The sequence below is a fragment of the Virgibacillus proomii genome, from assembly GCF_900162615.1.
Lineage (GTDB): Bacteria > Bacillota > Bacilli > Bacillales > Amphibacillaceae > Virgibacillus > Virgibacillus proomii.
The window spans coordinates 818287-843558 of sequence record NZ_FUFN01000010.1 but is presented as its reverse complement, the minus strand read 5'-3'; the positions used below and the strand labels follow the sequence as shown (position 1 = coordinate 843558).

At 36.9% G+C, this 25272-nt stretch carries 24 protein-coding genes; 6 read left to right on the top strand and 18 right to left on the bottom strand.

The window, feature by feature from the left end; translation table 11 throughout:
- Window positions 1–534: 534 nt before the first annotated feature.
- From BN1066_RS11760 to BN1066_RS11740, 6 genes are all read left to right on the top strand, one after another.
- The gene (locus BN1066_RS11760) at window positions 535–873 is read left to right on the top strand and encodes a YcxB family protein (protein WP_077319687.1); all 339 of its coding nucleotides are present in this window, start codon (window positions 535–537) and stop codon (window positions 871–873) included.
- Window positions 874–1301: 428 nt separating this feature from the next.
- Window positions 1302–1508, top strand: coding sequence for a hypothetical protein (locus BN1066_RS19860; protein WP_143695800.1), 207 nt, complete (start codon window positions 1302–1304; stop codon window positions 1506–1508).
- Between the two features lie 575 nt (window positions 1509–2083).
- Window positions 2084–3172 (top strand): ThiF family adenylyltransferase, encoded by a 1089-nt coding sequence (locus BN1066_RS11755; protein ID WP_179104369.1) that lies wholly within the window; start codon window positions 2084–2086, stop codon window positions 3170–3172.
- A 649-nt stretch (window positions 3173–3821) separates the two neighbouring features.
- Window positions 3822–4712 carry an LpxL/LpxP family acyltransferase gene (locus BN1066_RS11750; protein WP_077319685.1) on the top strand — a complete coding sequence of 297 codons (891 nt, stop codon included), beginning with the start codon at window positions 3822–3824 and terminating at the stop codon, window positions 4710–4712.
- Between the two features lie 247 nt (window positions 4713–4959).
- Window positions 4960–6219: an MFS transporter gene (locus tag BN1066_RS11745; protein WP_077319684.1), complete on the top strand. Its 1260-nt coding sequence runs from the start codon at window positions 4960–4962 to the stop codon at window positions 6217–6219.
- A 298-nt stretch (window positions 6220–6517) separates the two neighbouring features.
- On the top strand, window positions 6518–7033 hold the full coding sequence (locus BN1066_RS11740; protein WP_143695799.1) for a gamma carbonic anhydrase family protein: 516 nt from the start codon (window positions 6518–6520) through the stop codon (window positions 7031–7033).
- A 472-nt stretch (window positions 7034–7505) separates the two neighbouring features.
- On the opposite strand, the gene BN1066_RS20265 is transcribed toward BN1066_RS11740, so the two are convergent.
- The 18 genes from BN1066_RS20265 to BN1066_RS11655 all read right to left on the bottom strand — a co-directional run bounded on the left by BN1066_RS20265 (window position 7506) and on the right by BN1066_RS11655 (window position 25135).
- A complete protein-coding gene (locus BN1066_RS20265) occupies window positions 7506–7646 on the bottom strand; it encodes a hypothetical protein (protein WP_179104368.1) in 141 nt (46 codons plus the stop codon).
- Between the two features lie 14 nt (window positions 7647–7660).
- Window positions 7661–8938 carry a helix-turn-helix domain-containing protein gene (locus tag BN1066_RS11735; protein WP_179104367.1) on the bottom strand — a complete coding sequence of 426 codons (1278 nt, stop codon included), beginning with the start codon at window positions 8936–8938 and terminating at the stop codon, window positions 7661–7663.
- Window positions 8939–10060: 1122 nt separating this feature from the next.
- Window positions 10061–11020, bottom strand: a complete 960-nt coding sequence (locus BN1066_RS11730) for an NAD(P)H-dependent flavin oxidoreductase (RefSeq protein ID WP_077319681.1) — start codon at window positions 11018–11020, stop codon at window positions 10061–10063.
- A gap of 6 nt (window positions 11021–11026) precedes the next feature.
- Complete coding sequence (paaX, locus tag BN1066_RS11725; RefSeq protein WP_077319680.1) at window positions 11027–11938, bottom strand: phenylacetic acid degradation operon negative regulatory protein PaaX; 912 nt, start codon at window positions 11936–11938, stop codon at window positions 11027–11029.
- Window positions 11939–12502: 564 nt separating this feature from the next.
- Window positions 12503–13279: an enoyl-CoA hydratase-related protein gene (locus BN1066_RS11720; protein WP_077319679.1), complete on the bottom strand. Its 777-nt coding sequence runs from the start codon at window positions 13277–13279 to the stop codon at window positions 12503–12505.
- A gap of 18 nt (window positions 13280–13297) precedes the next feature.
- Window positions 13298–14494 carry a thiolase family protein gene (locus BN1066_RS11715; protein ID WP_077319678.1) on the bottom strand — a complete coding sequence of 399 codons (1197 nt, stop codon included), beginning with the start codon at window positions 14492–14494 and terminating at the stop codon, window positions 13298–13300.
- On the bottom strand, window positions 14491–15354 hold the full coding sequence (locus BN1066_RS11710; protein ID WP_077319677.1) for a 3-hydroxyacyl-CoA dehydrogenase: 864 nt from the start codon (window positions 15352–15354) through the stop codon (window positions 14491–14493). Before BN1066_RS11710 ends, BN1066_RS11715 begins: the two co-directional genes overlap by 4 nt.
- 466 nt (window positions 15355–15820) lie before the next feature.
- Window positions 15821–17338 carry an aldehyde dehydrogenase family protein gene (locus BN1066_RS11705; protein ID WP_077319676.1) on the bottom strand — a complete coding sequence of 506 codons (1518 nt, stop codon included), beginning with the start codon at window positions 17336–17338 and terminating at the stop codon, window positions 15821–15823.
- Between the two features lie 18 nt (window positions 17339–17356).
- Window positions 17357–18130 carry an enoyl-CoA hydratase-related protein gene (locus tag BN1066_RS11700; protein WP_077319675.1) on the bottom strand — a complete coding sequence of 258 codons (774 nt, stop codon included), beginning with the start codon at window positions 18128–18130 and terminating at the stop codon, window positions 17357–17359.
- A 13-nt stretch (window positions 18131–18143) separates the two neighbouring features.
- Window positions 18144–18920, bottom strand: a complete 777-nt coding sequence (locus BN1066_RS11695) for an enoyl-CoA hydratase/isomerase family protein (protein ID WP_077319674.1) — start codon at window positions 18918–18920, stop codon at window positions 18144–18146.
- On the bottom strand, window positions 18913–19215 hold the full coding sequence (locus BN1066_RS11690) for an EthD family reductase (RefSeq protein ID WP_077321453.1): 303 nt from the start codon (window positions 19213–19215) through the stop codon (window positions 18913–18915). The genes BN1066_RS11695 and BN1066_RS11690 overlap by 8 nt, the downstream gene beginning before the upstream one ends.
- A 165-nt stretch (window positions 19216–19380) precedes the next feature.
- On the bottom strand, window positions 19381–19905 hold the full coding sequence (gene paaD, locus BN1066_RS11685; RefSeq protein ID WP_077319662.1) for a 1,2-phenylacetyl-CoA epoxidase subunit PaaD: 525 nt from the start codon (window positions 19903–19905) through the stop codon (window positions 19381–19383).
- 17 nt (window positions 19906–19922) lie between these two features.
- On the bottom strand, window positions 19923–20717 hold the full coding sequence (gene paaC, locus BN1066_RS11680) for a 1,2-phenylacetyl-CoA epoxidase subunit PaaC (RefSeq protein WP_077319661.1): 795 nt from the start codon (window positions 20715–20717) through the stop codon (window positions 19923–19925).
- Between the two features lie 3 nt (window positions 20718–20720).
- Complete coding sequence (gene paaB, locus BN1066_RS11675; RefSeq protein WP_342745607.1) at window positions 20721–21164, bottom strand: 1,2-phenylacetyl-CoA epoxidase subunit PaaB; 444 nt, start codon at window positions 21162–21164, stop codon at window positions 20721–20723.
- 220 nt (window positions 21165–21384) lie between these two features.
- Window positions 21385–22362, bottom strand: coding sequence for a 1,2-phenylacetyl-CoA epoxidase subunit PaaA (paaA, locus tag BN1066_RS11670; protein WP_077319660.1), 978 nt, complete (start codon window positions 22360–22362; stop codon window positions 21385–21387).
- Between the two features lie 43 nt (window positions 22363–22405).
- On the bottom strand, window positions 22406–23728 hold the full coding sequence (locus BN1066_RS11665; protein WP_077319659.1) for a phenylacetate--CoA ligase family protein: 1323 nt from the start codon (window positions 23726–23728) through the stop codon (window positions 22406–22408).
- A gap of 177 nt (window positions 23729–23905) precedes the next feature.
- The gene (locus tag BN1066_RS11660) at window positions 23906–24124 is read right to left on the bottom strand and encodes a ferredoxin family protein (RefSeq protein WP_077319658.1); all 219 of its coding nucleotides are present in this window, start codon (window positions 24122–24124) and stop codon (window positions 23906–23908) included.
- 15 nt (window positions 24125–24139) lie between these two features.
- Window positions 24140–25135, bottom strand: a complete 996-nt coding sequence (locus BN1066_RS11655) for an NAD(P)/FAD-dependent oxidoreductase (protein ID WP_077321451.1) — start codon at window positions 25133–25135, stop codon at window positions 24140–24142.
- Window positions 25136–25272 lie beyond the last annotated feature (137 nt).

Below are 25272 nucleotides of genomic sequence, written 5' to 3'. Positions count from 1 at the left end.
ATTGAACTAATAATTAACAAACCATTCAGCGGTATTAGAAGCTTTTCTAATACTTTTTTTCTCAATTGGAACAAATATTTTTACTATAACCCAATTCTATAGAAGTAGCTACAACAGATTTCTCTGGAAAGTACCGTAAATGAACATAGCAGCTAATTTTTTAAATGGTTTTCTAATAACTTGTATTTTACTTTTTTTCTTTCACTTCTTTTTTTAACACTATAACCCTCCTATTTTATTTCTATATTAGAATTTATACCACATCAAATAGAACCAATGTTCCATATTGTATAATTTTCATAAAAAATTTATTTTTTCATTTATGTAAAAAATATTATGTTAAAATTATAAAAAAGGGAGAGGATGCGTATTTGATTGCAAAATTCAGTATAACCGATAAAGATTTAATTGCTCAGCAAAGAAATGCTATAAAGACCACTAAGTCCATAGGAGAACTAGAATAATACAACTAATGGTTTTTTTCTCTTTGTGGTATATATACTCGCATTTAGCAGTCTCTCAACAGATAATTTTATGTTTGGGTTAGCACTCTGTTTAATTCTTACCCCTGTAGTATGGAAATCCTATGAGTATGCTATAATTAGTCGATCTAAAGGTATTCTTAAACAACACAAAAATAAGTTAGGTGATTTTACATTAAACTTATCCGAAGAGGGGTTCACTAAAGAATCGAGAAATTTAACTGAAAAAATTCAATGGGACGAGTTGAAACAGCTTAAAGAAGATGGGGAGCGTTATTTCTTATATCTTACTGACTTACATGCAATTACAATTAAGAAAGAACCTGAAAATATGAATACAGAAGAAATGAAGGCGTATCAAGAATTTATAAAACGAAAAGTTAACAAATAAAAAAGAGACTGTATACAGTACACTAAAAGTAGGGTTTTTAACCCTATTGCACATCGGATTTATACACCCATGAATATAATTCTAATGACCCAAGTTATCGTTATCGCCACTAAGTGGTTCTATTACCTTCCCATTTTTGTCAATTACGATAGTTTTCTCAATCGGTTCTTTTGAATTTGAATAATAAGCAAAAGTTCCAATTATGCTAGCTATCATAATTAGCATAATAAAAATACGTTTTTTTTCATAAGGATCTCCTTTCTAACACTTCTTGAGAATTATTTGATTGCCGATACCTTATATGTTTGTCCCTGCTTTGGATTATCTACAAGAAAATAGAAATACTTTTTTGTAATAAGTGTATATGGTGACCCACTCAATGGAAGATTATAAGATTCAGATACGTCTAATGGACTCGAGGCCCGAGTGTGCGTATTGACACCAAACCCTCCTTTTTAGCTAAGTTATTAAGATATTTAACTTTTGTTGGTGCAGTAGCAGCTAGAAGTGATATTAGATTGTCATATATAGTTACAGCTGGTTGCATTTCCTCCATACTTGAATTAGTTTCTTCAGCAGAAACTGGAGCACTCCCAAGTATGAACGGAATAAATAATACCCCTAAGATAACCTAACATTTTCTTTCTGATCACATGTCACTCCTAAATTAAAAATTTGGAACTTTATTAGTAAATTAATTATAACATAGAATTCTGAAAACGGTTTACCCTTTTTATAAACCGTACGACTTTATTCTAAAGCCACACCTTTACAGCTTTTGTTCCTTTTACTATTTTTAGCCAATATTTAACCTGAATTATCATACCTCCAAGTTAAGGCTTAAACTGATACCAAACCGAAGCATTTGAAACTCATCTAGGGTGGTATTTTCACACATAAATGGACATGGTCAACAGATATGCTTCCTCCCATAGCTTAAATACAAGATAACTCTTTTGTCTTACTCTATTAAAATTTCAAAATACTGATATAATGTAATAAAATTGTAAAAAATCTATTAATTTCCTTTAACAAAAAATTCAAATTTGACTATTTTTTGGAATGATATTATACTATTTTATAAATAAACCAAGGTGGTGGTAGAAATGGTAAAATGTGTAAGCCGAATTACATCCGATAACAAAAAATGCTAATCAAAAGGAAGCCGATTCTTTACAGGATTGGCTTCTTTTTCCGGGGGGAGATTATATTGCCTACATATTGGTTAAAGCAACCAGATGTTCAGGTAGAAGAAACGGAACATGGACAAATTATTTGTAAATTGTTAAATCGTTCCGAAAGCATTGTATACGAAAGTATGAGTGTATTTATTGATTTTTTAAACTACTTACAACAACCTCGTACCTTTGAAGAACTTCTGTTATGGGGAGAACAACATGAAATTTCAAAGGAAATATTAGAAGAAACGTTACAAACTCTATCAGAAGATAAAATCTTGTTATCTGGTAATCAACCTTGGAATTTAACAGGAGATAGCCGTTTATGGAGTTACCTCGCTGCACAAACATCTTCTCTTGATAAATTATATGAAAGTGAACAAGCATGGAATTCCACCCGAGTTGGAATTATTGGAGTAGGCGGCGTTGGAAGCAGAGTTGCACATGAATTAACGGCAATGGGAGTGCCTTCACTTATTCTTATTGATCATGATCACGTGAGCACTCACAACCTGACTCATCAATCGTTATATCCTAAAAGTTCTGTTGGCGAGCTAAAAGTTACCGTTTTAAAAGAAATATTACATAATAGATACGGAACGTTGATAGAGGGGCTGGCTTCCCCTATTACACAGGAGCTCTCTCCACACATCTTAGAAAAACTAAAAACTTGCTCGGTAGTAATATTATGTGCTGATGAACCTTCCGTAGATACACTGGCTGATTGGATCACTCCCTATTTAACAAAACTCAACATTCCACATATTGTTGGTGGTGGCTATCACGGTCATTCTACTAGTACAGGTACTACTGTGATTCCTGGAGTAACCGGGTGTTGGAAATGTTATGATCAGCTTGTTGACCGTAAAGATATCCATAGTGTTCATCAACATATTCGTGGTATTTCCGGTTCCTTTAACCCATTGATACAAATTCTAGTAAGCTTTATTATTTCAGACACAGTTGCTGTTATTACAAAACTAACAAAACCATTGCTTGTAAATGGAATGGGTGATTTTGATTTAGAAACTGGAAAATTCAATTGGCGATCTGGTTCACGTAATTCAAATTGTGAGATGTGTGCTAATATACGGAAGAATCTTGCTAGTTTTACATCATAGATTAAAAAAGCACGTTCAACAAGATTAATGGTCTCCCGTTTTAACAACAGAATATATTGGAACGTCACAAATAATAAAAGAAACTATAAAACTTTAAACTTTTTAAATCTTGATAATATGAAATAAATCGTTGTTATTTTAAATTCCTTTACTTAGAACAAAAGCTAGAAGCGCTCGGCTAGCGACGTGTAACGGAACTTGTGATGAGATACTCGTGAAACTTTATTTAAAGAATGCTTTCCTTGAAAAACCGCAATGTATCGCTGCCGAAGCTTCTCTGTCCTTGAAAAATCGCGATGCTTATTCAAGAAGCTTTACTTGTTCTGTCGCCAAACGAATTGGGAATTTAAAAACCATTTCTTTCATAAAGTTCATGATATAATAAGAGATTTTTTTAATGATAGAAATACAGCCCCTTACAATCGAGATAAAGGAAACATGCCTCTAAAACAGGGGTATGCCGACACCTGAGCGACGATCTCGCTATTATGTCCTTCCTTTAGATTCGAGCCGATGTTGACTGATCGTAGGATAAAGAGCGAAGTTTGCTAAGCTTGAGCACTTAACTAGACGACTTTATTTTTTAAAGTGATCCATAATATAGAAACAGATATCGTTTGCTAAACAATAAAAAAGAAGGTGATTATACATGTCAATTTTAAGCTTTAATAATTTATTACATTTCCAATCTATTTGGAAAAGCATCCCCTTTCAAACAAAAGAAGAACGAAAACTAGCAAACCATTTTTTTAACAGTATCGTTGATACGGAATTCGATTCAAACAGAGAAAAAAATCAACAGCAATACGTAAATATCATAAATAAATTTTCAGCTCTAAAGCCACATGCAGAGGAAATCAGTCATGCTTATAGTTTATTTGCAGAAAAAAGAAAGTCTGCTTGGACCTACTTATCACTGGCTTTATACCATAAACAATACGATCAAATAATCGAACCAGAGAGTGATCGCATGTTAAAAATGATCGAAACACCCCATTCGAAAAACCGGATTATTTTAGCTCCTTTTCATATGGGAATGCATACCATGTCCATGCCATTAATTACACGTTACTTTGATAAAACCACTATACTCGTAAATAGTGATGAAATAGATATTATTCTTCACTGGATGGATACATACCTTGAATCAACATTCAGCACCTCTACAAATATGGTTCCTGTTCCTTCACACACAAGTCCTTTAAAATTCGCAAAATCTATTATGCGAGGAGCAACCGGCATCATCTTTCCAGAGTTTTCATATGGAATTAATCAAGAGGAAGAAGAAATAAGTTTTTTAGGAGGAACATTTAAAGCTCCAATTGGTGTTTATGTACTGGCTAAACGTCTATCAGCGAAAGTATATCCGATTGGCTCTATTTGGAATGAAAAGGAGAACAAAGTTCGTTTTATGATTGGAGATACACTTGATCCTAACACATTATCTCAGTCTACCTTCCTGCAGAATTTATTTGCACAAGGAGAAGAATGGATTGCTAAATATCCAGAGCAATGGCTTTGGGATCACTTAATTGAATAAAGTGAACCTTCTTTTAGTTGGGCATTTTCTTTGTGCGAAGTATCGCTATCGAAGTTTTTCTTGTCCTTGAAAAATCGCGATGTGTTGCTGCCGAAACTTTCCATGTCCTGTTGTCTCAAACGAGTTGGATATGTAATTGTCGTTATCTCTTATTTAAACTTCTTCGTATTCTCTACTCTTGAAGTGGCAGGTCTTGGGTCACGTTAGATATAGGATAAAATAATATAGAAGAAACGGGTTTTTCTCTATGTGGATACTATTAAAAAATAAACAATTTACAAAGCTTTTTTTAGGAAAAATTGCTTCCAATATTGGCGACAGTATGTATGCTATTGCAGCAATGTGGTTAGTGTATGAGTTAAGTCATTCTGCATTCTACACTGGCTTAGCTGGATTTTTGACAAGAATCCCTCATGTTTTTCAATTTTTAGCTGGGCCCTTTATTGATCGGTGGTCCTTACGAAAAACATTAATGATAACACAGGTATGCCAAATTATCTTAGTACTTATCATCCCAATTGCTCACTATACGGGAAATTTACATGTTTGGATTGTACTTATCATTATGCCGATTATATCTTGTATTCAACAGTTTTCTTATCCAGCGCAAACAGTAGCCTTACCAAAATTATTAAAAAAAGACGAATTGATTAAAGGAAACTCCCTTTTCTCTTTCGCCAATCAGGGCATCGATATGACGTTTAATGGCGTTGCTGGCATACTTATAAACATGGTTGGTGCTATCACTATCTATTTATTAGATTCTATTGTCTTTACTGTCGCCTTACTCCTGTTTTGGTCAATGCCTGCTTTAAAAGCAAACGGAAAAGAGAAACAAGAAAAGCAGAGACTGACAGAAGTATTTAAAAAGTATGGGAAAGACTTAAGAGAAGGATTTCAGTATGTGTTTCAATCGATTATTAGCAAGTTTTTCATCGCTACCATTATAGCCAACTTTTCTTTCGGTATCGCCCTGGCGGTGATGCCTGTCTATGCAGATTTTCGAGGAGGATCCGCTATATATGGATTTCTAATGGGAGCATTTTCCGCAGGCTTTTTGATTGGGGCATTGTTAAGCTCGCTTGCCGGAACTTTTCCACTTGGAATGACAATGATCGTAACATATATGATTAGTGCCGCATTTTGGGTTAGTTCCGCATTTCTGCCATGGGATATACCAGCTGTAATTTTATACGGCATCTCCCTTATACCGCTTGGCGCTACACAGGTACTTCTAGCAGCAACCGGTCAACGCATTATTCCAGATTCACTATTAGCAAGAGTTTTTTCTGTTATTTCAAGTGTATCCTCTGCAGCCATGCCTATTGGGTTTTTGATTGGGGGAACACTAGGATCGGTTTTAGGCGGGCAACTTGTATTCGCTATTGGCGGTCTTGGCATGCTTTCTATTTCATTCGTTTGGTTTATCGTATCTGATTTACGTCGCATTCCAAGAGTTAAAGATATCAATCCGGAAATATATGGACTGAGAAAATCAATCAATTAGAATGTTATCTTTTCTAAAACATGGATCTCTTTATTAGTGAGTATTGATCAAGCAAGTCACACAGATTATATTCTATCTCTGTGTGACTTTGTATTGTAGTTACAACCATGTAGAAGATCGCGTACGAACTGTTTCCTTTAACATAATGCCTTTATTCCATTAGATACAAAATCGCCTGACAAGCTAATTATGGTTAAGTGTTTCGTAATATAGAACTATTTCAACTTATATTCCGCTCCTCAAATTAACTATAAAATGTTATAATTAACTTAAAATACAAACTATTTCGAGAGGTGATATGTTGATTATTCCATACAACCATCACAAGCCATCCATTCATGAAAGCGTTTTTGTCGCGCCAGGAGCATACTTGATCGGAGATATAACCATCGGAAAAAAATCTACTATTTGGTTTAATGCGGTGTTAAGGGGTGACGAAGATTCAATAATGATAGGAGAAAAATGTAGTATTCAAGACAATTCTACCATTCATTTATTTGAAGGTTGTCCTGTAGTTGTGGAGGACGAAGTTACCGTTGGGCATAATGTTATCCTCCATGGATGTAAGGTAGGGAAGCGGTCGATCATCGGAATGGGATCAACGATATTAGATAATGTTGAGATTGGTGAGGAATGCATTATTGGTGCAAACACCCTTATACCACCAGGGAAAAAAATACCATCTCGTTCGCTTGTTGTTGGCTCGCCAGGAAAAATAGTTCGTGACGTATCTGCAAAAGACCTTGAACTCATCCAATTATCCATTGATACATATGTAGCAAAAGGCAAAGATTTTAAACAAATTTTAAAATAGTACAGATGAATTATATACCATATATCAATTTTTAATGTAGGGGGCGAATGGTAAGCCCCCTACTACCTATCAAAAAGTATATCTGTTAATAAAACTTCTGATGATCTATGTATTTGCACTTTTGTTTTTAAACCCATACCGAATGATTTATTGTTCTTTAAACCAAGTAAAAATCCAAATAAAACAAGTATTAATATAGCCTTATACTGGTCGTTTTTTTATTGGCAGGATTTTATTCATTAATAGTATTCTTGAATTATTTAATAAAGATATCAAGATAAATTCACTTTTATTGTTAATAGCGGGATTCATCGTTTTTTTGTTAGTGAATTTATATCTAACTATATAAGAAAAAATAAAGCATGAGCTCAAGCTCACGCTTTATTTTTTCTGGGATTTACAAGAGCGCCTTATACTCAAGTATCGAAAATATAGAAAAAAGTAAGGGACTCAATTTTTCTAGGGTTTTTTATCACAAATTGCTGGTTGGAATGGTTGATTTAGCCGTAGGAGTAGGCGTTAGGGATGCTGTGTCTTCATATTGTTTATTGGTAAATAAAAACCCTCCAATAAGCAGTGCACCACATGTTACTGATACTACTAATTTTCTCATCTTCTATCCCTCCTCTATAATTTGATTAATTTGTTATAACTCCTGTTTGCTACTTTATAATATTGAACAGACTCCTTATACTTACCCATTTTCTCTAGTTGAACAGCTAACAGTTCTGCATAAAATACTAAATTTCCATAATCTTCCTGTTGTGTTAAATAAGGTATAAAGTCATCTGCTAATATTGATCTAAACTTTCTTACATCGCCATTTAGCAAATACGTATATACTTGAATAATGTAGTCATAAAAATTGTTATAGAATTTATCATATTTACATTTAGCTAATTCCAGTATTTCCTTAGCCTGTTGCAAACATGCTTTTGCTTTTTCATAATCCCCAATTGTATAAAGCTCTTGGATTAACCGAGTAAACGTTTCTAATTTAGTTTTATACTCTAAATTTTTTTCTTCTATAGCTATTAAATAATGTTTGATGGCTTCTTCGGAATTTCCTACTACTGAATGGAAATACCCCAAATTATAATGCGTTAGATAAATGATATCCTGACTTTTATTTAATTCTCCCAAATGCATTGCCAAATTGTAGTGTTTTAGAGCTCTTTCCGGCTTTTTAATTCTTTGATATGATATCCCTAATAAGATATGACATTGTGCACAGCGGATAAAATTATAATTCCGCTGAAACACTTCCATTGCTAGCTTTGCGTAATCAATAGCCTCTAGATCTTCCCACAGATTATTGTGGGCTATTGATAAAGCATAATTCAAATCAGCAATTTCCTGTTCGTCAATATTGGCTAACCGAATCTGTTCCTCTGCCAATTTGTAACTCCTGATCGCTTTATCATATTCTTCTTTAAATGTATAATAGTTTCCTTTAAATTTATGCCAGTAATAACTTTCTTCATAATTAAATGAATCAGCCATGTTATGGATTTCATTCATTTTCTGTAACGCTTTTCCAAGATCACGTAAAACACAATAGTAGCGAATTTGATGAATTTCAAACATAAGTGTATGATTATTAATGCTTCGATTCATTAGCTGTTGTAATTCTTCGTACTTCGCTATCATAACTTGCTTATCATATCGGTCAAATAGCATGTCATACCATTCGTTGCACTTCTCCTCAATCTGTAAATCCGTTCCATCCATAACCTCAATTCCTAATCGATCACAAAGTAATTGAATAATTTCCGGGCTTGCTTTTGTCTTTTTGTTTTCTATTTTTGATAAATAGGATAATGAAACAATACCCTCTGATAATTCCCCTTGTGTCATATTACGCTTCGTTCGTTCTAATTTAATAAAAGAACCAATTTCTATCAATCTCCCACCTGCCATTCTAGAATTAGTACTTTTATATGTATAGTTATATTGTAACATAAATTCAAATAATACCCTATTGAGAAAATAGTCCGATTTTTCATCTGTTTTTGGGCAGAAAATCGGCAAAAAACTTTTGAATTTTCCTCAAATAGGAAAAAGTGCTTTAAAAGATGCGAATTATTTTAAACTTAAACTTCATTCAGCAGAGATTTTTCTTTATCCCCTACTAAATGTTAGTAGAACGAATCGAGAATTTAGGTGCCTTTCTCTCATTAAGTTTGCAAAATAAAAAGCAGATTGAGTACTACGGTTCGTTACATTCGAGATATATATCTGCTTCTTATAATGAAGAAAAACATAATGTTGTTTTTCAACCAATTATGAATAATCCTGTTAGAAAGATAACGAAAAGACAAGTGTAATTATCCCCTAATGATTTACGAGAAAATTTTTTGCGACGGTATTTAATAGATGAGCAATCTTAAGTTTCATGTACACGATGATAACACAAATACATTGACACCATATAAGTGTTCCAGCTACACACGAAAGCCTAGATGAGATCGCTAGTTTAATTGAAGAATGCATGGGCATTTTCTTTACTAAAGGAGCAACTAAACACATAAAAAAGTTTGTTTTAAAGTAACCTAGCTATACAAACTGCTAAACGATTATACAAGCCGGTATGATGTATTAGTAGCTTTAGTAGCAATAGTAGAAACGATTAGGGTTACCATGGTAATAGTAGATTTTATACTAACTTATAATATTAAATTAGTTTCATTATCTGTTTTTCATGGTGGAATGGACCTTAATAAAAAGTAAAAATGATGCAGCAAATTTCATTTTACATTAACGTGTATAAAAATTTTATGTGGAAGGATTTTTTCTCCCACATGTAAGAATACGTATTTTTCTCGCTTTAAACAAAATTAATATAACCATATAGAATATAATGAAACGATGGATATCGACTGGAACCAAACAAGCAACTTTGCAACAGCTTGCGCACGTAAAACTAAAAAAGCTGCTTTTATAACTATGTAAAAATGATAATTTCCAAGAACATTAAAAAAAGCAATCTCATTAAGAAAGACCGCTTTTTTATAACATGAAACTACGCTACTCTAATTTCCCCAAGCTTTGTTTTAATATTTGTTTGGCGTCAGCTGTCATTGTTTCAAGCAAATCATATACGGAAGGACAGTCCTCAATAAGACCAGCAATTTGTCCTCCATTAATAAATCCATTCTTCATATCACCATCGAGAGCTCCTATCTTATGATGGGTTTCTGTTGTCTGCTCGGAAAATAACGCTGAATCATCATATTTATTTTCTATCTCTAACAGTTTGGATGTATATTCGCTTCTGATTAACCTCCGAATGCGATTAAATCTACGTCCGACAATAACGGTTGATTCATCCGTAGCTTGGATAATTGCCTGTTTATATATTTCATGGTAAGGCGCTTCCTTTGTGGCAATAAAACGAGTTCCCATTTGTACTCCGGAAGCGCCAAGTGCCAAAGCTGCAGCAAGTCCTTTTCCATCGGCAATTCCTCCAGCAGCCACAACCGGGATATTTACCTGTTGAACAACTTGTGGGATTAATGTCATCGTTGTACTTTCATTTTTGGCATTAATCCCTGCTGCTTCATAGCCTTCACATACAATAATATCGGCTCCTGCTTTTTCTGCCTTCTTTGCCTGTCGAACAGTAGCTATCACACATATGACAATTATCTTATGCTGTTGGAATAAAGAAATGAACGGAGCAGGATTGCCTGCGGATAGTGAAACAACTGGAACGTTTAGATTAATCATCTGTTGAACGATGTGACTAACATTCGGGTGAACAGCGATCGGTATATTTACACAACACGGGTTTGACGTCTGCTTCAACATTTCCGTGACTTTATAAACTGCCTCATTTACCGGCAAATCTCCAACACCAATTGTCCCTAGTCCTCCCGCATTGGAAATAGCTGCAGCGAGATACGGATCGCTAATATTTCCCATCCCTCCCTGGATAATGGGATACGTTATATTCAATAATTGGGTTAATTTATTTACGACGGTCACCACTCCCTATCTTTCGTCAGATGAGTCAGGTATATTTACTAATTCAAAAAAGTTGGAGATAGTTGGAGTACTCATATTTTTTTGATTCGTATAGCCTTCTGCATAAACCTTCTCAAAAAATGCATTTGCCTTTTCTGCAAGAATGTTGTAATAACTGCTAAACAGCTTGGCTGCTTGTTCACCCAGCCATTTTTCGGGCAATAACTCTTGCGGGATACCAGGATCAATAAAAAGTGACTTACGATAATGGTGAACTAACAGCGTACGTTCTACAAAACAATCTTGATTACTCATTTTCCCTTCCTCTAATTTTTGACGATTTTCAACCATTTCCCCTTCATAAAACTTAATAAACATTTGATATTGTTTATTGATATGGTCAATATCCCAACAGTTCGTTATTATCTGTTTATTCGATTGTGGACCTTCATTGTCAGCTGTAAAAAAATGAACACATTCTCTTATATTGTATTTATCAATAATATCGTTAATTTGATTTTTCAAATTGTTCGGTGTAATCCAAACCCCATTGGATAGTAAACCAAACCCACTCCAAATCAACTCTTTTCGCAACTCGTCTCTAATTTGCCTTTTTTCCTCAGGAATATTGTATAGAAGCATACGCCATTTTCCGTCCCACTTCTCCGCCTCAATTCTATAGATACGACCGGCCGCTTCTTCCATTCTTTTCTTTCCTCGCTCGGTTAATGAATAATAGCTTTTGTTGGTCTCTTTACGACTGACAACCCACCCTTGCTTACTCATTCGGGAAATAGCTGATCGTACAGCTTGCTCATTATGATTAAACGGTTCCAATAGTTTAATCAGACTCCCCATCCATATTTCATTACCATGGTAGCGGATATAGTCGCCAAACAATGTAAAAATCATCGAACGTGTATTCAGTTTCTTTTGCATTTTGATCATCCTTTTTATCTGTTAAATCAACTTTTTTGCTGTGTAACCATTCATCAGGGATAAACACGTTCCATGAAGCTTAGAAAAACTAGGCTTGTCGCCAAATCCTTTGCGAAAGCTGTAGTTTTTCTTATACGATAAAGCCTTTAGTTTTATACTTTCCTATAGTGGAACCAAAACTGGAATCGCCTGGTTAGTGGGATACAAACGGCAGAGCTTCAGACGAGATAAAGGGAAACTTCATTCAAGGAGTGCTTTTCTCCTTGAATGTTAGTACCGCAAGGGTATGACCTAAAGGCCTTAAACGATCGGGGATTTAGGACCCGTTTTTCCCATCATGTTCTCAACATCATTAGCACAATTTTGAAATGAGGAAGTACGGCTCCTTACATTCGGGATAAAAGATACATGTCTCTAAAACGACGACTGAGCGGCAAGCCCGCTTTTAGTTGACCTTCCTTTAGATTGAACCTATCGTAAGAAGCTACGTTTTTAGAACATAACTAGATGAAGTTACTTTAAAAAATGTAAAAACGGATATCGCTTTCGATGCAGCAATAGATATTATTCACCAATGAATTGGGGAGGTCTTTTTTCATTAAATGCTGCAAGTGCTTCTATTCGATCTTTTGTTGGAATCGTCAGTCGGTATGCATTCTCTTCTAGTTTCATCCCTGTTTTTAGATCCGTGTTCATCCCATTTTGAATCGCAAATTTTGCTTGCTGAACTGCAATTGGAGCATTGTTCATAATCGATTCAGCAAATAATTCACAGCTTTCTAAAAGTTCTTGCGGCTCTACCACCTTGTTAACGAGACCATATTCAAAAGCTTCCTCCGCAGATATTCGTTTCGCAGTTAAAATCAACTCCATTGCTCTCGCCTGTCCTATTAACCTTGGGAGTCGCTGCGTACCACCAGCACCAGGAATGATTCCCATACTTGTTTCCGTTAGTCCCATTGTCGCATAAGAAACGGATATACGAAAGTCACAAGCAAGCGCAAGTTCAAAACCTCCACCAAATGCATATCCATTTATTAATGCAATCGTCGGTTGAGGTAAGTTTGCAACCTGTTCAAACACAGAACTAATCTTTTTTACATTCCGGATTACTTCTTTCTTTCCTAAATGTCTGCGCTCTTTTAAATCAGCTCCTGCACTAAAGGCTTTATCACCGCTTCCTGTAATGACCACAATTTGTATATTCTGATCGATCGACAAATCTTCTATTACTTCCTCTAACTCTAGCAATGTACAATAATTAAAACAGTTCAATACTTCGGGTCTATTCATTGTAATATAGGCAATTCGTTCCTTCTTTTCCAAAAAAACATGACTCATTCCTACACTCCTCTCCATTTACATCTTTTCAACAATAGTTGCAATCCCTTGGCCTACACCGATACACATCGTGGCAAGACCATATTTAGCATCCTTGCGGCACATTTCATGCACTAATGTCGTGAGGATTCTCGATCCGCTTGCTCCTAGTGGATGACCAAATGCGATCGCTCCTCCATTTACATTTACGATATCGGGATTCAACTCAAGTTGTGTTATACATGCAAGTGCCTGTGATGCAAATGCTTCATTTAATTCGACTAATTCAAGCTCTGCTACTTCTAAATTGGCTCGTTGCAATGCTTTTTTAGTTGCTTCAATAGGTCCAAGTCCCATGATGGCAGGTTCAAGTCCGGCAGTTCCACTCGCTATGTAGCGTACCATAGGCTCGATACCTAATTGTTCCGCTTTTTCTTTACTCATTAATAACAATGCCGATGCTCCATCATTTATTCCTGAAGCATTACCCGCTGTAACCGTTCCTCCTGTAAATAATGGCTTTAAGCTGGCTAATTTTTCACGGGTTGTTGTTGGACGTGGATGCTCATCTTTATCGACCGTAATTTCCTCCCCTTTGAACGTATACGTAACCGGAATGAGTTCATCGTTAAACCTTCCCGCTTCTAATGCCTTTTTCGCCTTCATTTGACTATCATAGGCAAAATCATCTTGTTCCTCTCTCGTTATATTAAATCGTTTTGCTACATTTTCTGCAGTTTGCGGCATGGAATCAGTACCATACATTGCTTCCAGCTTTGGATTAATGAAACGCCAGCCAATGGTAGTGTCAATTAACGTCTTATTCCCTCGTGAAAATCCCAATTCAGGTTTGGACAGAACAAATGGAGCTCTTGTCATGCTCTCTGTTCCTCCAGCTATATAAATGTCCCCATCCCCAACCATAATCGCTCGTGCTGCCATGTTAACTGCATCCAAACCTGAGCCACAAAGGCGATTCACTGTTGTGCCGGTTACATGAACAGGAAGTCCAGCAAGTAGTGCAGCCATGCGAGCGACATTTCTATTTTCTTCTCCTGCACCATTAGCATTACCAATAATGACTTCTTCAATTGCTTCTACCGGTAGTTTTGGCTGTCTATCTATGATCCCTTTTACTACCGCTTGCGCTAAATCATCCGGACGTACAAATTTTAAAGAACCATTATATCGACCGATTGGGGTTCTTACTGCATCAACAATGACAACTTCTTTCATCCATCTCCCTCTCCTTCATAGTCGTAAACGCCCTTCCCTGTTTTACGTCCTAATCTTCCAGCTTTTACATATTGTTCTAGAAGTGGTGCGGGACGATATTTATCACCTAATGTTTGATGTAAATAGCGGAGATTATGAAGTCTTGTATCTAAGCCGACTAAATCTCCTAACTCAAACGGTCCCATCGGATAATTTAATCCCAGTTTAATAGCTTTATCGATTTCCTCCGGAGTTCCCAGTCCTTCCTGTAACATATAAAATGCTTCATTCCCAACTAAGCAGCTAATACGGCTTGTTACAAATCCAGGAAATTCATGGATGGTCACTGTTTCTTTCCCCATTTTCCGAGAAACTCTTTCAGCGAATTCAGCTGTCTCATCACTTGTTTCCAAGCCACGTATAATTTCAATCAGTGGCATTTTATGAACTGGATTAAAAAAATGCATAGCAATGACTAAATCTGGTTTGGTTGTATATGAAGCTATTTCCGTTGGGCTCATAGTCGATGTATTTGTAGCAAACACACAGTTCCTTGGTGCAGCACGATCAATTTTTTCAAATATTTTCCTTTTTATTTCTTTCACTTCAGGTACTGCCTCAATAACAATCGTGGCATCTTTTACTGCTGTTTCCAACTTTGTTTCATAACAAATATTAGCCTTTCCCTCATTTGCCTTAGCTTCCGTTACCTTCCCATGGGAGATTCCTTTCTCATAAAGCTTGTTAATTTCTACTTTTGCTTGCTCAAGTATTTCCTGTTTCATATCAACAAGCTTCACAAAATAACCACCTAATGAAGCGACATAAGCAATTCCCCGCCCCATTACTCCCGCTCCAACGACGACTAAACAATCACTCATCTGAAAAATCTCTCCTTTCTCTATTCTTTCTCATTCATGAACATTTTTTGCTCGTACCGAATATCAGCTGACCAAATGTTTTTCTGTAAAAGGAACTTTAAAAAAGTGGGTAGAAATGAACAGTCATTTCATCGTTCAACTGTAAGATACTTTCATTAAATTAAGACACATGTTAGGGGCGGTTAAGAGTGCTACTTCTTGAAAAGATGCGGTATCACTTTCGACTTTTTTATTGTGCTATTGTAAGATTGACTTTAACTCGTCCGAATGTTTTAATTTCAATTATCACAGTGGATGGATATAAGATGAAAAGTAAGCCAGCCACCCCCAATCCCCCTCTTATGGAATGGTGCTCGATAAGGGTAAAAAGCGAACTTTTTCCATAAGTGGATATTCGTTCGCTTTTATCTGACCAATATCTCTCTAAGAGTGCAATGGTCTTCGTATTTGAGGTTAGCCGTTCTTCTTATAAGTTAAATGGATTAAGTGGCTTTCTTCCCGCATAGGAAAGGACACTTTTTGTTTCAGTATACAGATCAAGAGTTTCAATACCTAGTTCACGGCCAAAACCGGACTCTTTATATCCGCCAAAAGGAGTTCCCGGAAAAGCAGAGAATGGACAGTTTACCATGACAACGCCTGCTTGGAGTCCATCTGACACGCGCTTAATTAGTCCCTGATCTTTTGCCCAAATAGCAGCAGCAAGACCATATCTCGTATCATTAGCTAGCTGGATAACTTCTTTTTCATCGGTAAATTTCATGACTACTACGACGGGACCAAATACTTCCTCTTGAACAATTTTCATATCGTTTGTTACCCCTGTAATAATCGTTGGTGCATACCAATAACCATCTTCAAATCCTTCTACTTTTAAAGGATGTCCACCAGCTACAACGGTTGCTCCTTCTTTTTTTGCTTCTTCTACATAGCTATGAATTTTTTCCAGCTGTGTTTGACTAATAATCGCTCCAACATGAGACTTCTCTGACAATGGGTCTTCGATAATTAATTGACTGGTCTTAGCAAGAAAGCTTTCCATAAATTCATCGTAAATACTGTCATGGATAAATAACCGCGATCTCGCTTCACAGGATTGACCCGTATTATAGAAGATACCAAAGATCGATCCGTTAACAGCAGCATCCATATCTGCATCCGGGAACACGATGTTAGGAGACTTTCCGCCTAATTCCAACGTTACTCGTTTTAAGGTTTCCGAAGCTTTTGCCATAATATCTTTACCCGTACTCGTCTCTCCAGTAAAGGCAACCTTATCAATTGCCTCATGCTCTGTTAAGTAAGCACCAATCGTTGTACCCGGTCCAGTCACCACATTGACGACTCCGTCCGGTACACCCGCTTCTGTACAAATTTCTGCTAACAAAATAGCCGTAATTGGTGTTAAACTAGCTGGTTTTAGCACAACCGAACAGCCTGCAGCAATCGCAGGTGCTACTTTCCATGCCGCCATCATCATCGGGTAATTCCAAGGTATAATCTGTGCTGCTACACCAGTAGGCTCCTTCTGTGTATAATTAAAAAACTGTCCCGGCACATTATTTACATCACCGCGATGCCCTACAATTGCGCCTGCATAGAATTCAAAATCCTCAATTGCCTGCATGACCTGACCTTGAGCTGCAGATAGTGTTTTACCACTATTGATAACTTCCATCTCAACTAATTCACGAAATCGTCCTCGCATGATAGAGGCAATTTTATTTAATACACGAGCGCGCTTACCGACTGGATAACGCTTCCATTTTCCATGATCAAAAGCAGTTCGAGCGGCTTCCACAGCTATGTCTACATCCTCCCGATCAGCTTTTGGCACTTCCGCAATTGGCTCACCTGTTGCAGGATTGTAAACAGTCATCATCTCACCTGATTTGGCATCAGCTGGCTTTCCGTTAATGACCATTTGGTACATATCACGTTTTACCTCTTTTATAAATATTGGTTTGTCATGTGTTTTTACCATATTCATCTCTCCTTTTATTTAATATCCTTTATATTCAGGGGAACGTTTTGCAAGAAATGCCTGAACCCCTTCCACATAGTCTACTGTTTCCCCGGCAATCTCCTGTCCGTAAGCTTCATAATCCAGCATGTTACTTAAGTTCGTTTCAAAGCTTTTTTGCATGTAGCGTTTAATTAAGCCGATAGCTTTTGTTGGCATATTAGCTAACCGTTCAGCAAAAGCAGCTGTTTCTTTTTCCAATTCATTAGGCTTGACAACTTTTGTCACAATACCAAGCCTTTTCGCTTCATCAGCCTTTAGCTTCTCTCCTAAAATGGCTAACTCCAGTGCCTTGGCTAGACCGACAATCCGTGGCAGATAATATAAATTTCCGGAATCAGGAATCAAACCAATATGGATAAATGCCTCCATAAAGGAAGCCTTTTCTGATGCGATTCGAAAATCACATGCAAGTGCCAGACTAAACCCAGCACCTGCTGCAGCACCGTTTACCGAGGCTACAACCGGCTTTTCTACTTGTGCAAGCTTCTCCATCATTGGCTTATAGCGAGATTTAATAATTTCTCCCAAGTTCATATCTACTTGTAAACTGCTTATATCTTCACCGGAGCAGAACGCTTTTCCTGCACCGGTAATAACAAGTACACGAACTTGATTATTATTTTCTACTTTTTTCAACACATTGATGATTTCCTGATTCATCGTATTCGTAAACGCATTCAATTTTTCAGGTCGATTCAATGTCAGCCAGCCAACCTTATCCTTTATTTCATAACGAATCGTTTCATACATTTGTCGTATCCCCCTATTTCCCTTTGAAATGAGGTGATCGTTTTTCCATAAAAGCCTGCATACCTTCTTTTTGATCCTCTGAAGCAAAAAGTAAATAGAAATTTTTCCGTTCATATTGCATTGCTTCATATATAGGCAAGTCTTCTGCCTTTTCAACCGTGTCTTTGATTAACCGTAGGGATAAAGCAGGCTGCTTTACCAAGTTTTCAGCAAAAGCAATTGTCTCCTGCAAAAGAAGTTCATCTGGAACAACCTGATTAACGATACCCCAATGCTTTGCTTCTTCTGCTTCAAGTTGATTTCCAGTCCAAAGAAATTCCAGTGCCTTTCTTTTTCCCATCAGCTTAGTTAATTTTACAGTTCCGCCAGCGCTTGGCATGACGCCAAGCTGAACTTCCGGAAACCCAAACTTACTGCTTGCTGCAGCAAATACTATATCGGCACATAATGCGAGCTCAAATCCACCACCAAGGGCAAATCCATGAACAGCTGCTATAATAGGCTTTTTAGTTAACGCTATTTTGTCCCAGTCAGCAAATTGATTTTTCATCTCCATGGAAATCGCATTTTCCTCCGCCATTTCGTTAATGTCTGCTCCAGCGGCAAATGACCTGCCAGCGCCAGATAGAACAATAACTTTTACTTGTTCTAATTGATCAAATTCCCGTAAAGCAGCTAAAATCTCTACTACCATGGATCGGTTGATGGCGTTTAAAACTTCCGGGCGTTGCAACTCTAATTTTCCAATCCCATTGTCAGTACAAGCCTTAATAAATTGATAGTTATTCAACTTCTTCACCGATCATCATGGTAACCAAGTCGCCTGCAAATGACATCAGGTCTTTTCCAGAGGCTTTTGCTTCTTTAGTTTTCATCGCAGCTTTTAATGATTCATGATCGTCGTAATACATTTCGCATAACAGATAATACTTACTTTCTCCTGTAGGCGAACCAACAATTTTTGTAACCTCCATCTTACGTAACCCGGGTATCTTCTTTGTGATCGGCGTATGAACATTCTGATAGTGCTCATCAAAAGCAGCTTTGTCCTCCGGCTGTTTATAAAGTGCAATTAACTTAACCATTATTTTTCCACCCTTTCGAATAAATTGAATTTTCATCAGTAAGGTTTGCTTTTTTCTCTCACTGATGGTTAGATGAACCAATCGGGCATTTACTTGCAGTTAGATCCTCCTACCTAACCTCCTAGGTTTTTCCTCGCAGCATGGAAGTGGAGGTCTTACTGCAAGTTATATGCGGGATAAATTAGCGATTGGCTTCATTGCTTCAAATGGATTTTTACATTGATTACAATAAAGAATGCTTCGGCATGCTGTTGGTCCAAAAATATTCTCCATTGTTGTGTACATGGAATTACAATAAGGACATGCAATTCTCCAAGATTCACCCGCAGTATACTGTGCTGGCGGTGGAGAAATTCCATTCCGTTTTAACTTTTCTTTTCCCTCCTCGCTGATTCGATCCGTTGTCCACGGAGGATGAAAGCTAAATATAACTTCAATCATAAGGTCATTATTCCATTCGTTTAATAATTTTTTTGCCTTTTCTTTCACATCGGCTTTAATCATGTCTAATGCCGGACAACCGCTAAATGTTGGCAATAGCGTCACTTGAACAAAATCATCATTTTGAATAGTTATATCCTCGAGCATCCCCAGTTCAACAATATTAATAAATGGCATTTCTGGATCTGTCACTTGCTGCAGTACGCGACGTACTTTATCCTTTAGATGTGAATTTTTCATCTTAATCATCCCTCATCTCACCTTTGTTACCAGGAAACTGCTTCTTTGTCACCTCCGTATACTTCATTTAACACTTTCAATGCCTCCGTTAGATCATCCGTATGCTCTCCATTACGTCCATTTCCACTTTCCATTCCTTGGGGTTCTTCTATCTTGAACTTCAACTTTTGAAATACGTTTTCAATTTTATCGAACCATACCTTTTGTAAATCAGCTTCACTGCAAATCAATTTACGCTTACTCATTTCCGTACTGTACATGCCTAATGAAATCACTCCCACAAGCTCTTTCCAACAACGTAGAATCGCTTGTTCCATCCGTTCACGTGCTTCCTTGGTACTCGACATTAACTGTATAAACCAAGTTTCCCAATGCATGAAATGATAATAGTGTTCGGATAAAATTTTCACAGCAGTTTGCTTTAGTGGTTCATAGCTTGATTGCGTAAGTGCTTCTAAACGAACTTGTTTGAAAACACTAAAGAGAAAATTCCGAGTGACGGTAAAAGCCCAATCATAATCAGGATTCTCCAAATAGTGACCTGAACCATTTTTTAATTCAAGTAAAATTGCATTGCGAAAATTTTGTGGTTTTCTGGAGTGAGATAGATCATCCATATTTCCTGCCCCGATTTCTTCAAGTAAGCTGTAATACATTACCGCATGCCCCATCATATCTTGATTAATGGAAGAAAAGGCAACATCTTCTTCAATATGCGGTGCCAATCCAAGCCATTCCGATCCGCGATAGGCGAGAATAAAATTATCATCTGCTAATTGATACAGTAATTCACGTAAATAATAATCATCTTGCTGCCTCATATTCTATGCCTCCTCTATTTGCGGTTCTTTTTTGAATTCCTTCCACTTCTTTGGCAAATCTGTGTAGCCTCTTGTTTCTCGATATGCTTTATTATCTAAGAGCTTAAATGCTTCTCGCTCTTTTTGATTCATCATTCTAATATCTTCCCGCTTAACGACCCATAGCTCTTTTATCGGTTCCCGGCGAAAAAAATTCTCTTTAGCTAAGAGATAAGCCATCTCTTTATTGGGTGCCGTTAAACTGAACCGGTGTTCCAGTGCTAACCCATCTCTTTTTCTGCTAAAAACCTCATATTCTTCATAAAATACATCATCACTCATTGCTGTACCTCCATTCATAAAGTGAAACTTCATTCCGTGAACGCTTTTTACACGGAATGTTAGTACCACAAGGGTATGATCTAAAAGCCCTTGAACGAATCGGGCATTTAGGTGCCGTTTTTCCACTTCTTCTTCTCCATATTCTCTTAACCCTTGATGGGGAAAGCTTACGGCACCTTACATGCGAGATAAAGTGAATCTTCATTCCTTGGAATGCTTTTCCCTAGAAATGTTAGATGAACCAATCGGGCATTTACTTGCAGTTAGATCCTCCCACCTAACCCTCCTAGGTTTTTCCTCGTAGCATGGAAGGGAGGTCCTTACTGCAAGTTATATGCGGGATAAATTAACTAACAAATTCATTGACATCTTCTTTATAAACACACAGCGCATCACGAACCCATTGACTGTTTTGATAAGAAATTTTTCGTAATGCTATTCTTGCATCCGACTCCGGTCCGTTTCCCGACACAATTATTTTAAAATTTCGCCAATCAGGTTCTGTATAATGCCACTCTTGGGTGTTTTCATCAAAGTGCAGGTTTTCATCCGGAATTGTTAACCCAAGTAACTCAATCTTTGGTACATACTTTGACAAAAACTCTTGACGTAATTGCTCATTTGTTTTCGTTCTAAGTTTATACTTCAGGTTAATATCGACGTTCGAGTGTCCTGTCTCTTTTTTGGACTTTGGACCAAAGAATGTTAGTAGTGATTCCCACCAACGATCAAGCGCCCCTTGCAACATTTCTTTTTGCTTTGGGGTTCCTGCTGCTAATGCAAGTGTGAGACTTTCGCCATGCTTTGCATGAAACGATTCTTCCTGACAAATTCGTTTTAACGCTCTTCCATACGGACCATAGGATGTATGTAACATCATCGTCTGAGTTAAAATTGCAGCACCATCAACGAGCCAAGCGATGATTGCAGCATCTCCCCAAGAAGGTGCAGGCATATGAAATACATTATGGAATTTTAATTTTTTGCTAAATAAATCATGCAAAATATGCTCTCGATTCTTGCCGTATGGCTTAATTAAATCTTCTACCACCCGTAAAAGCAGTTGTCCATGCCCCATTTCATCTTGAACCTTTGCCATGATCGCTAATTTTCTTTTTAGTGTTGGTGCCTTAGGTACCCATTCCTTTTCGGGTAGTGCTCCCATAATTTCACTAACACCATGCATAGAGATTAAACGAATTAATGCTTTTCTATAATCCTCTGGCATCCAATCACTAGCTTCAATTTTCTCATCGTTTTCAATACGCTCCATAAAATGATCGTATTTTTCTTTCTCTGTCAATTGATTAAATGATATCTGCATGTAGATTCATTTCCTTTCATGTAATTTAATAATCAACCGAACACTAAACTTGGGCAATCTTGTCCCGAACGATACGAATTGCTTTGCCATTTGACCGTGGAATCGCTCCTGGGTGTTCAATATGAATATCTACACTAACGAGACATTTGTTTTTCAATTGATGTGAAATCTTGTTACAAAGCACGTTAATATACTCGTGTTGTAAATCTTGCCCAAGGCTTCGATAAATCTGTTCATTTATTTCAACCTTTAACGTTACTTTATCCAACGCTCCTTGTCTTGAAAGGTACAATTGATAATGCGGCACGAGTTCTTCTATCTCTAATAGGACACTTTCAACCTCTGATGGAAACACATTTACACCACGAATGATGAGCATATCATCAATTCTTCCTTTTACCCTTGACATTCGTTTTGTCGTACGCCCGCATATACATGGTTCTGAAGTAATCGAAGCAATGTCTCCGGTACGATAACGTATGATTGGAAAGGCTTCTTTCGTTAAACTCGTAAATACAAGCTCCCCTTCTTCTCCTTCACCTACCGGCTTTAACGTTTTAGGATGAATCACCTCTACATAAAAGTGATCATCCGCCACATGAAGTCCTTGCTGCGCTTCTTTACACTCGCAAGAAATTCCTGGTCCCATCACTTCACTCAAACCGTAGATATCCATTGCTTTAATGCCAAATCTTCTTTCCAGTTCTTCCCGCATTTCTGTTGACCACGGTTCCGCACCAAAAATACCGTATTGCAAATTAGTTGCTCGAGGATCTTTTCCTAATTGTTCCATTTTATCAGCAATGTTTAAAACGTATGACGGTGTTCCAACTATAACTGTCGGTTCAAAATCTTCAATTAATAGTATTTGTCTTTCTGTATTACCTCCGGAAACGGGTACGGTCGCCATCCCTAATTTCTCCGATCCATAATGTAATCCCAGACCTCCGGTAAATAAACCGTAGCCAAACGTGTTTTGTAACACTTGATCTCGCATACCTCCACAAGCAACAATTGCTCTGGCAACAATTTCTGACCAGTTTTCTAAATCATTCCTTGTATATCCAACTACTGTGGGTTTTCCGCTCGTCCCACTCGATGCATGAATTCTTACTAGTTTATTTAAAGGTAGAGCAAATAAATCAAATGGATAATGATCACGAAGATCCTTTTTTTCTGTAAACGGTAACCGTTGAATATCTGTTAATGAACGGATATCTTCAGGTTTTACTTTATGTTCAGCTAATTTCTTCCGATAGAAAGGTGTCTTTTCATAAACAGTCTGTACCGTTTGTTGCAACCTATTTAATTGAATTTCTTCCATATCTTTTATAGGAAGCGTTTCCATTTTAGTATTAAAGATCATTTTCTCACCTACCATTTATTATTTTCGTTAAGACTGTTATGGAAGAACTATGTTGAGAAAACTCTCTGTTGAAAAAGGTGTTAAGCACCAAACCTTTACGTCAGCGATGAACTAGTTGCACTTCTCATAAAATTTTCAATACGCTGTTTTAACTTTTGCAGTAAAATTTTATCTTTTTTAACGTGTGATAATAAACTGCTCCTCATGCTTGGGTACATCTTCTTCTGCGTATATTGCCTGAACAGGACAAGCAGCCTCACATGCAGCACAATCAATACATAAATCAGGATCTATATAGTACATATCTTCTCCAGCATGAATGGCGTCAACCGGGCAGACTTCTACACATTCTGCTGACTTTTCTTGTAAGCAAGGAGATGTGATCACAAATGCCATGCTTGTTCCCCTTTGTCAGACCTTCATCTTTTCCCATTTTTCAAAAAGTGATGTACTATGTTGTGGCTGTAGTCTTGCCTTAGGATCGATAAATGTTTTAGCACTGCTAATCGCAGTAGCGGCATCACTAAAGCCGGTTGCAATTAATTTTACTTTCCCTTTAAATATCACAATATCCCCAGCAGCATAAATTCCTTGAACATTGGTATTCATTGCAGAGTCTACTATAATTGAATTCTTTTTAAATTCCACTCCCCAATTCTTAATAGAGCCTAGGGAGGATACAAAACCATAGTTTACAAGTAATTCCTCTAGCGGAATTTTCAAACTTTTCGCAGTTTGATTGTGTATAATAATGATTTCCTCAACTTGTTTATCTCCTAAAATTCCTTCCAACTGATATGGTGTCAAAACTTCAGCACTAGAGGCAAGAAGTTCCGTTACACTATGTTCATGCGCACGAAACTGTTCTCTACGGTGGATAACTTTTACGCTTTTGGCAATTGGCTCTAGCATCATTGCCCAATCTACAGCAGAATCTCCCCCTCCCAGTATACAAACATCTTTATTTTTATACCGATTGATATCTTTTACAAAATAATGTAGGTTTTTTCCTTCATAAGCTTGAGCATTTGCCAATTTAATCCGGCGCGGTTCAAAAGCACCTATACCTGCTGTGATAAGAATGGTTTTTGAATCATGCACTTCCTTATCCGTGATGAGCTGAAAGTGCCCGTTATTTAATTTAACTACATTTTCAACGGTTTGATTAAGTACAACAAACGGGTTAAATTGCATCGCTTGTTCGGTAAGTTGATCAATTAAATCCTGAGCTTTCACTTTTGGGTATGCAGCAACATCATAGATAAACTTTTCCGGATATAAAGCTGACAACTGCCCTCCTAATTGTGGCAGACTTTCAATGATTTTAACTTTCATTTGCCGCATTCCCCCATAAAAAGCAGCAAATAAACCAATAGGTCCACCGCCAATAATCGTTACATCGTACATATTTCCGTCTTCCACCTTTTCACCTCCATCCTAGTTAACAATGATTCTATATTTATATAACCATATTTTATCTACCGTTTTATAAACGTTATATATGTTTTCGTTACAAAACATATTATCAGCACTCGCCTAAGTTG

What these genes read in the sequence shown, in the direction of transcription:
- BN1066_RS11760 (WP_077319687.1), top strand. Translation starts at nt 535, where the DNA reads ATGTTTGGGTTAGCACTCTGTTTAATTCTTACCCCTGTAGTATGGAAA.
- BN1066_RS11750 (WP_077319685.1), top strand. Translation starts at nt 3,822, where the DNA reads ATGTCAATTTTAAGCTTTAATAATTTATTACATTTCCAATCTATTTGG.
- BN1066_RS11745 (WP_077319684.1), top strand. Translation starts at nt 4,960, where the DNA reads ATGTGGATACTATTAAAAAATAAACAATTTACAAAGCTTTTTTTAGGA.
- BN1066_RS11740 (WP_143695799.1), top strand. Translation starts at nt 6,518, where the DNA reads ATGTTGATTATTCCATACAACCATCACAAGCCATCCATTCATGAAAGC.
- BN1066_RS20265 (WP_179104368.1), bottom strand. Translation starts at nt 7,646, where the DNA reads ATGAGAAAATTAGTAGTATCAGTAACATGTGGTGCACTGCTTATTGGA.
- paaX (WP_077319680.1), bottom strand. Translation starts at nt 11,938, where the DNA reads ATGCAAAAGAAACTGAATACACGTTCGATGATTTTTACATTGTTTGGC.
- BN1066_RS11720 (WP_077319679.1), bottom strand. Translation starts at nt 13,279, where the DNA reads ATGAGTCATGTTTTTTTGGAAAAGAAGGAACGAATTGCCTATATTACA.
- BN1066_RS11715 (WP_077319678.1), bottom strand. Translation starts at nt 14,494, where the DNA reads ATGAAAGAAGTTGTCATTGTTGATGCAGTAAGAACCCCAATCGGTCGA.
- BN1066_RS11710 (WP_077319677.1), bottom strand. Translation starts at nt 15,354, where the DNA reads ATGAGTGATTGTTTAGTCGTCGTTGGAGCGGGAGTAATGGGGCGGGGA.
- BN1066_RS11705 (WP_077319676.1), bottom strand. Translation starts at nt 17,338, where the DNA reads ATGGTAAAAACACATGACAAACCAATATTTATAAAAGAGGTAAAACGT.
- BN1066_RS11700 (WP_077319675.1), bottom strand. Translation starts at nt 18,130, where the DNA reads ATGTATGAAACGATTCGTTATGAAATAAAGGATAAGGTTGGCTGGCTG.
- BN1066_RS11690 (WP_077321453.1), bottom strand. Translation starts at nt 19,215, where the DNA reads ATGGTTAAGTTAATTGCACTTTATAAACAGCCGGAGGACAAAGCTGCT.
- paaD (WP_077319662.1), bottom strand. Translation starts at nt 19,905, where the DNA reads ATGATTAAGATGAAAAATTCACATCTAAAGGATAAAGTACGTCGCGTA.
- paaC (WP_077319661.1), bottom strand. Translation starts at nt 20,717, where the DNA reads ATGAGGCAGCAAGATGATTATTATTTACGTGAATTACTGTATCAATTA.
- paaA (WP_077319660.1), bottom strand. Translation starts at nt 22,362, where the DNA reads ATGCAGATATCATTTAATCAATTGACAGAGAAAGAAAAATACGATCAT.
- BN1066_RS11665 (WP_077319659.1), bottom strand. Translation starts at nt 23,728, where the DNA reads ATGATCTTTAATACTAAAATGGAAACGCTTCCTATAAAAGATATGGAA.
- BN1066_RS11660 (WP_077319658.1), bottom strand. Translation starts at nt 24,124, where the DNA reads ATGGCATTTGTGATCACATCTCCTTGCTTACAAGAAAAGTCAGCAGAA.
- BN1066_RS11655 (WP_077321451.1), bottom strand. Translation starts at nt 25,135, where the DNA reads ATGTACGATGTAACGATTATTGGCGGTGGACCTATTGGTTTATTTGCT.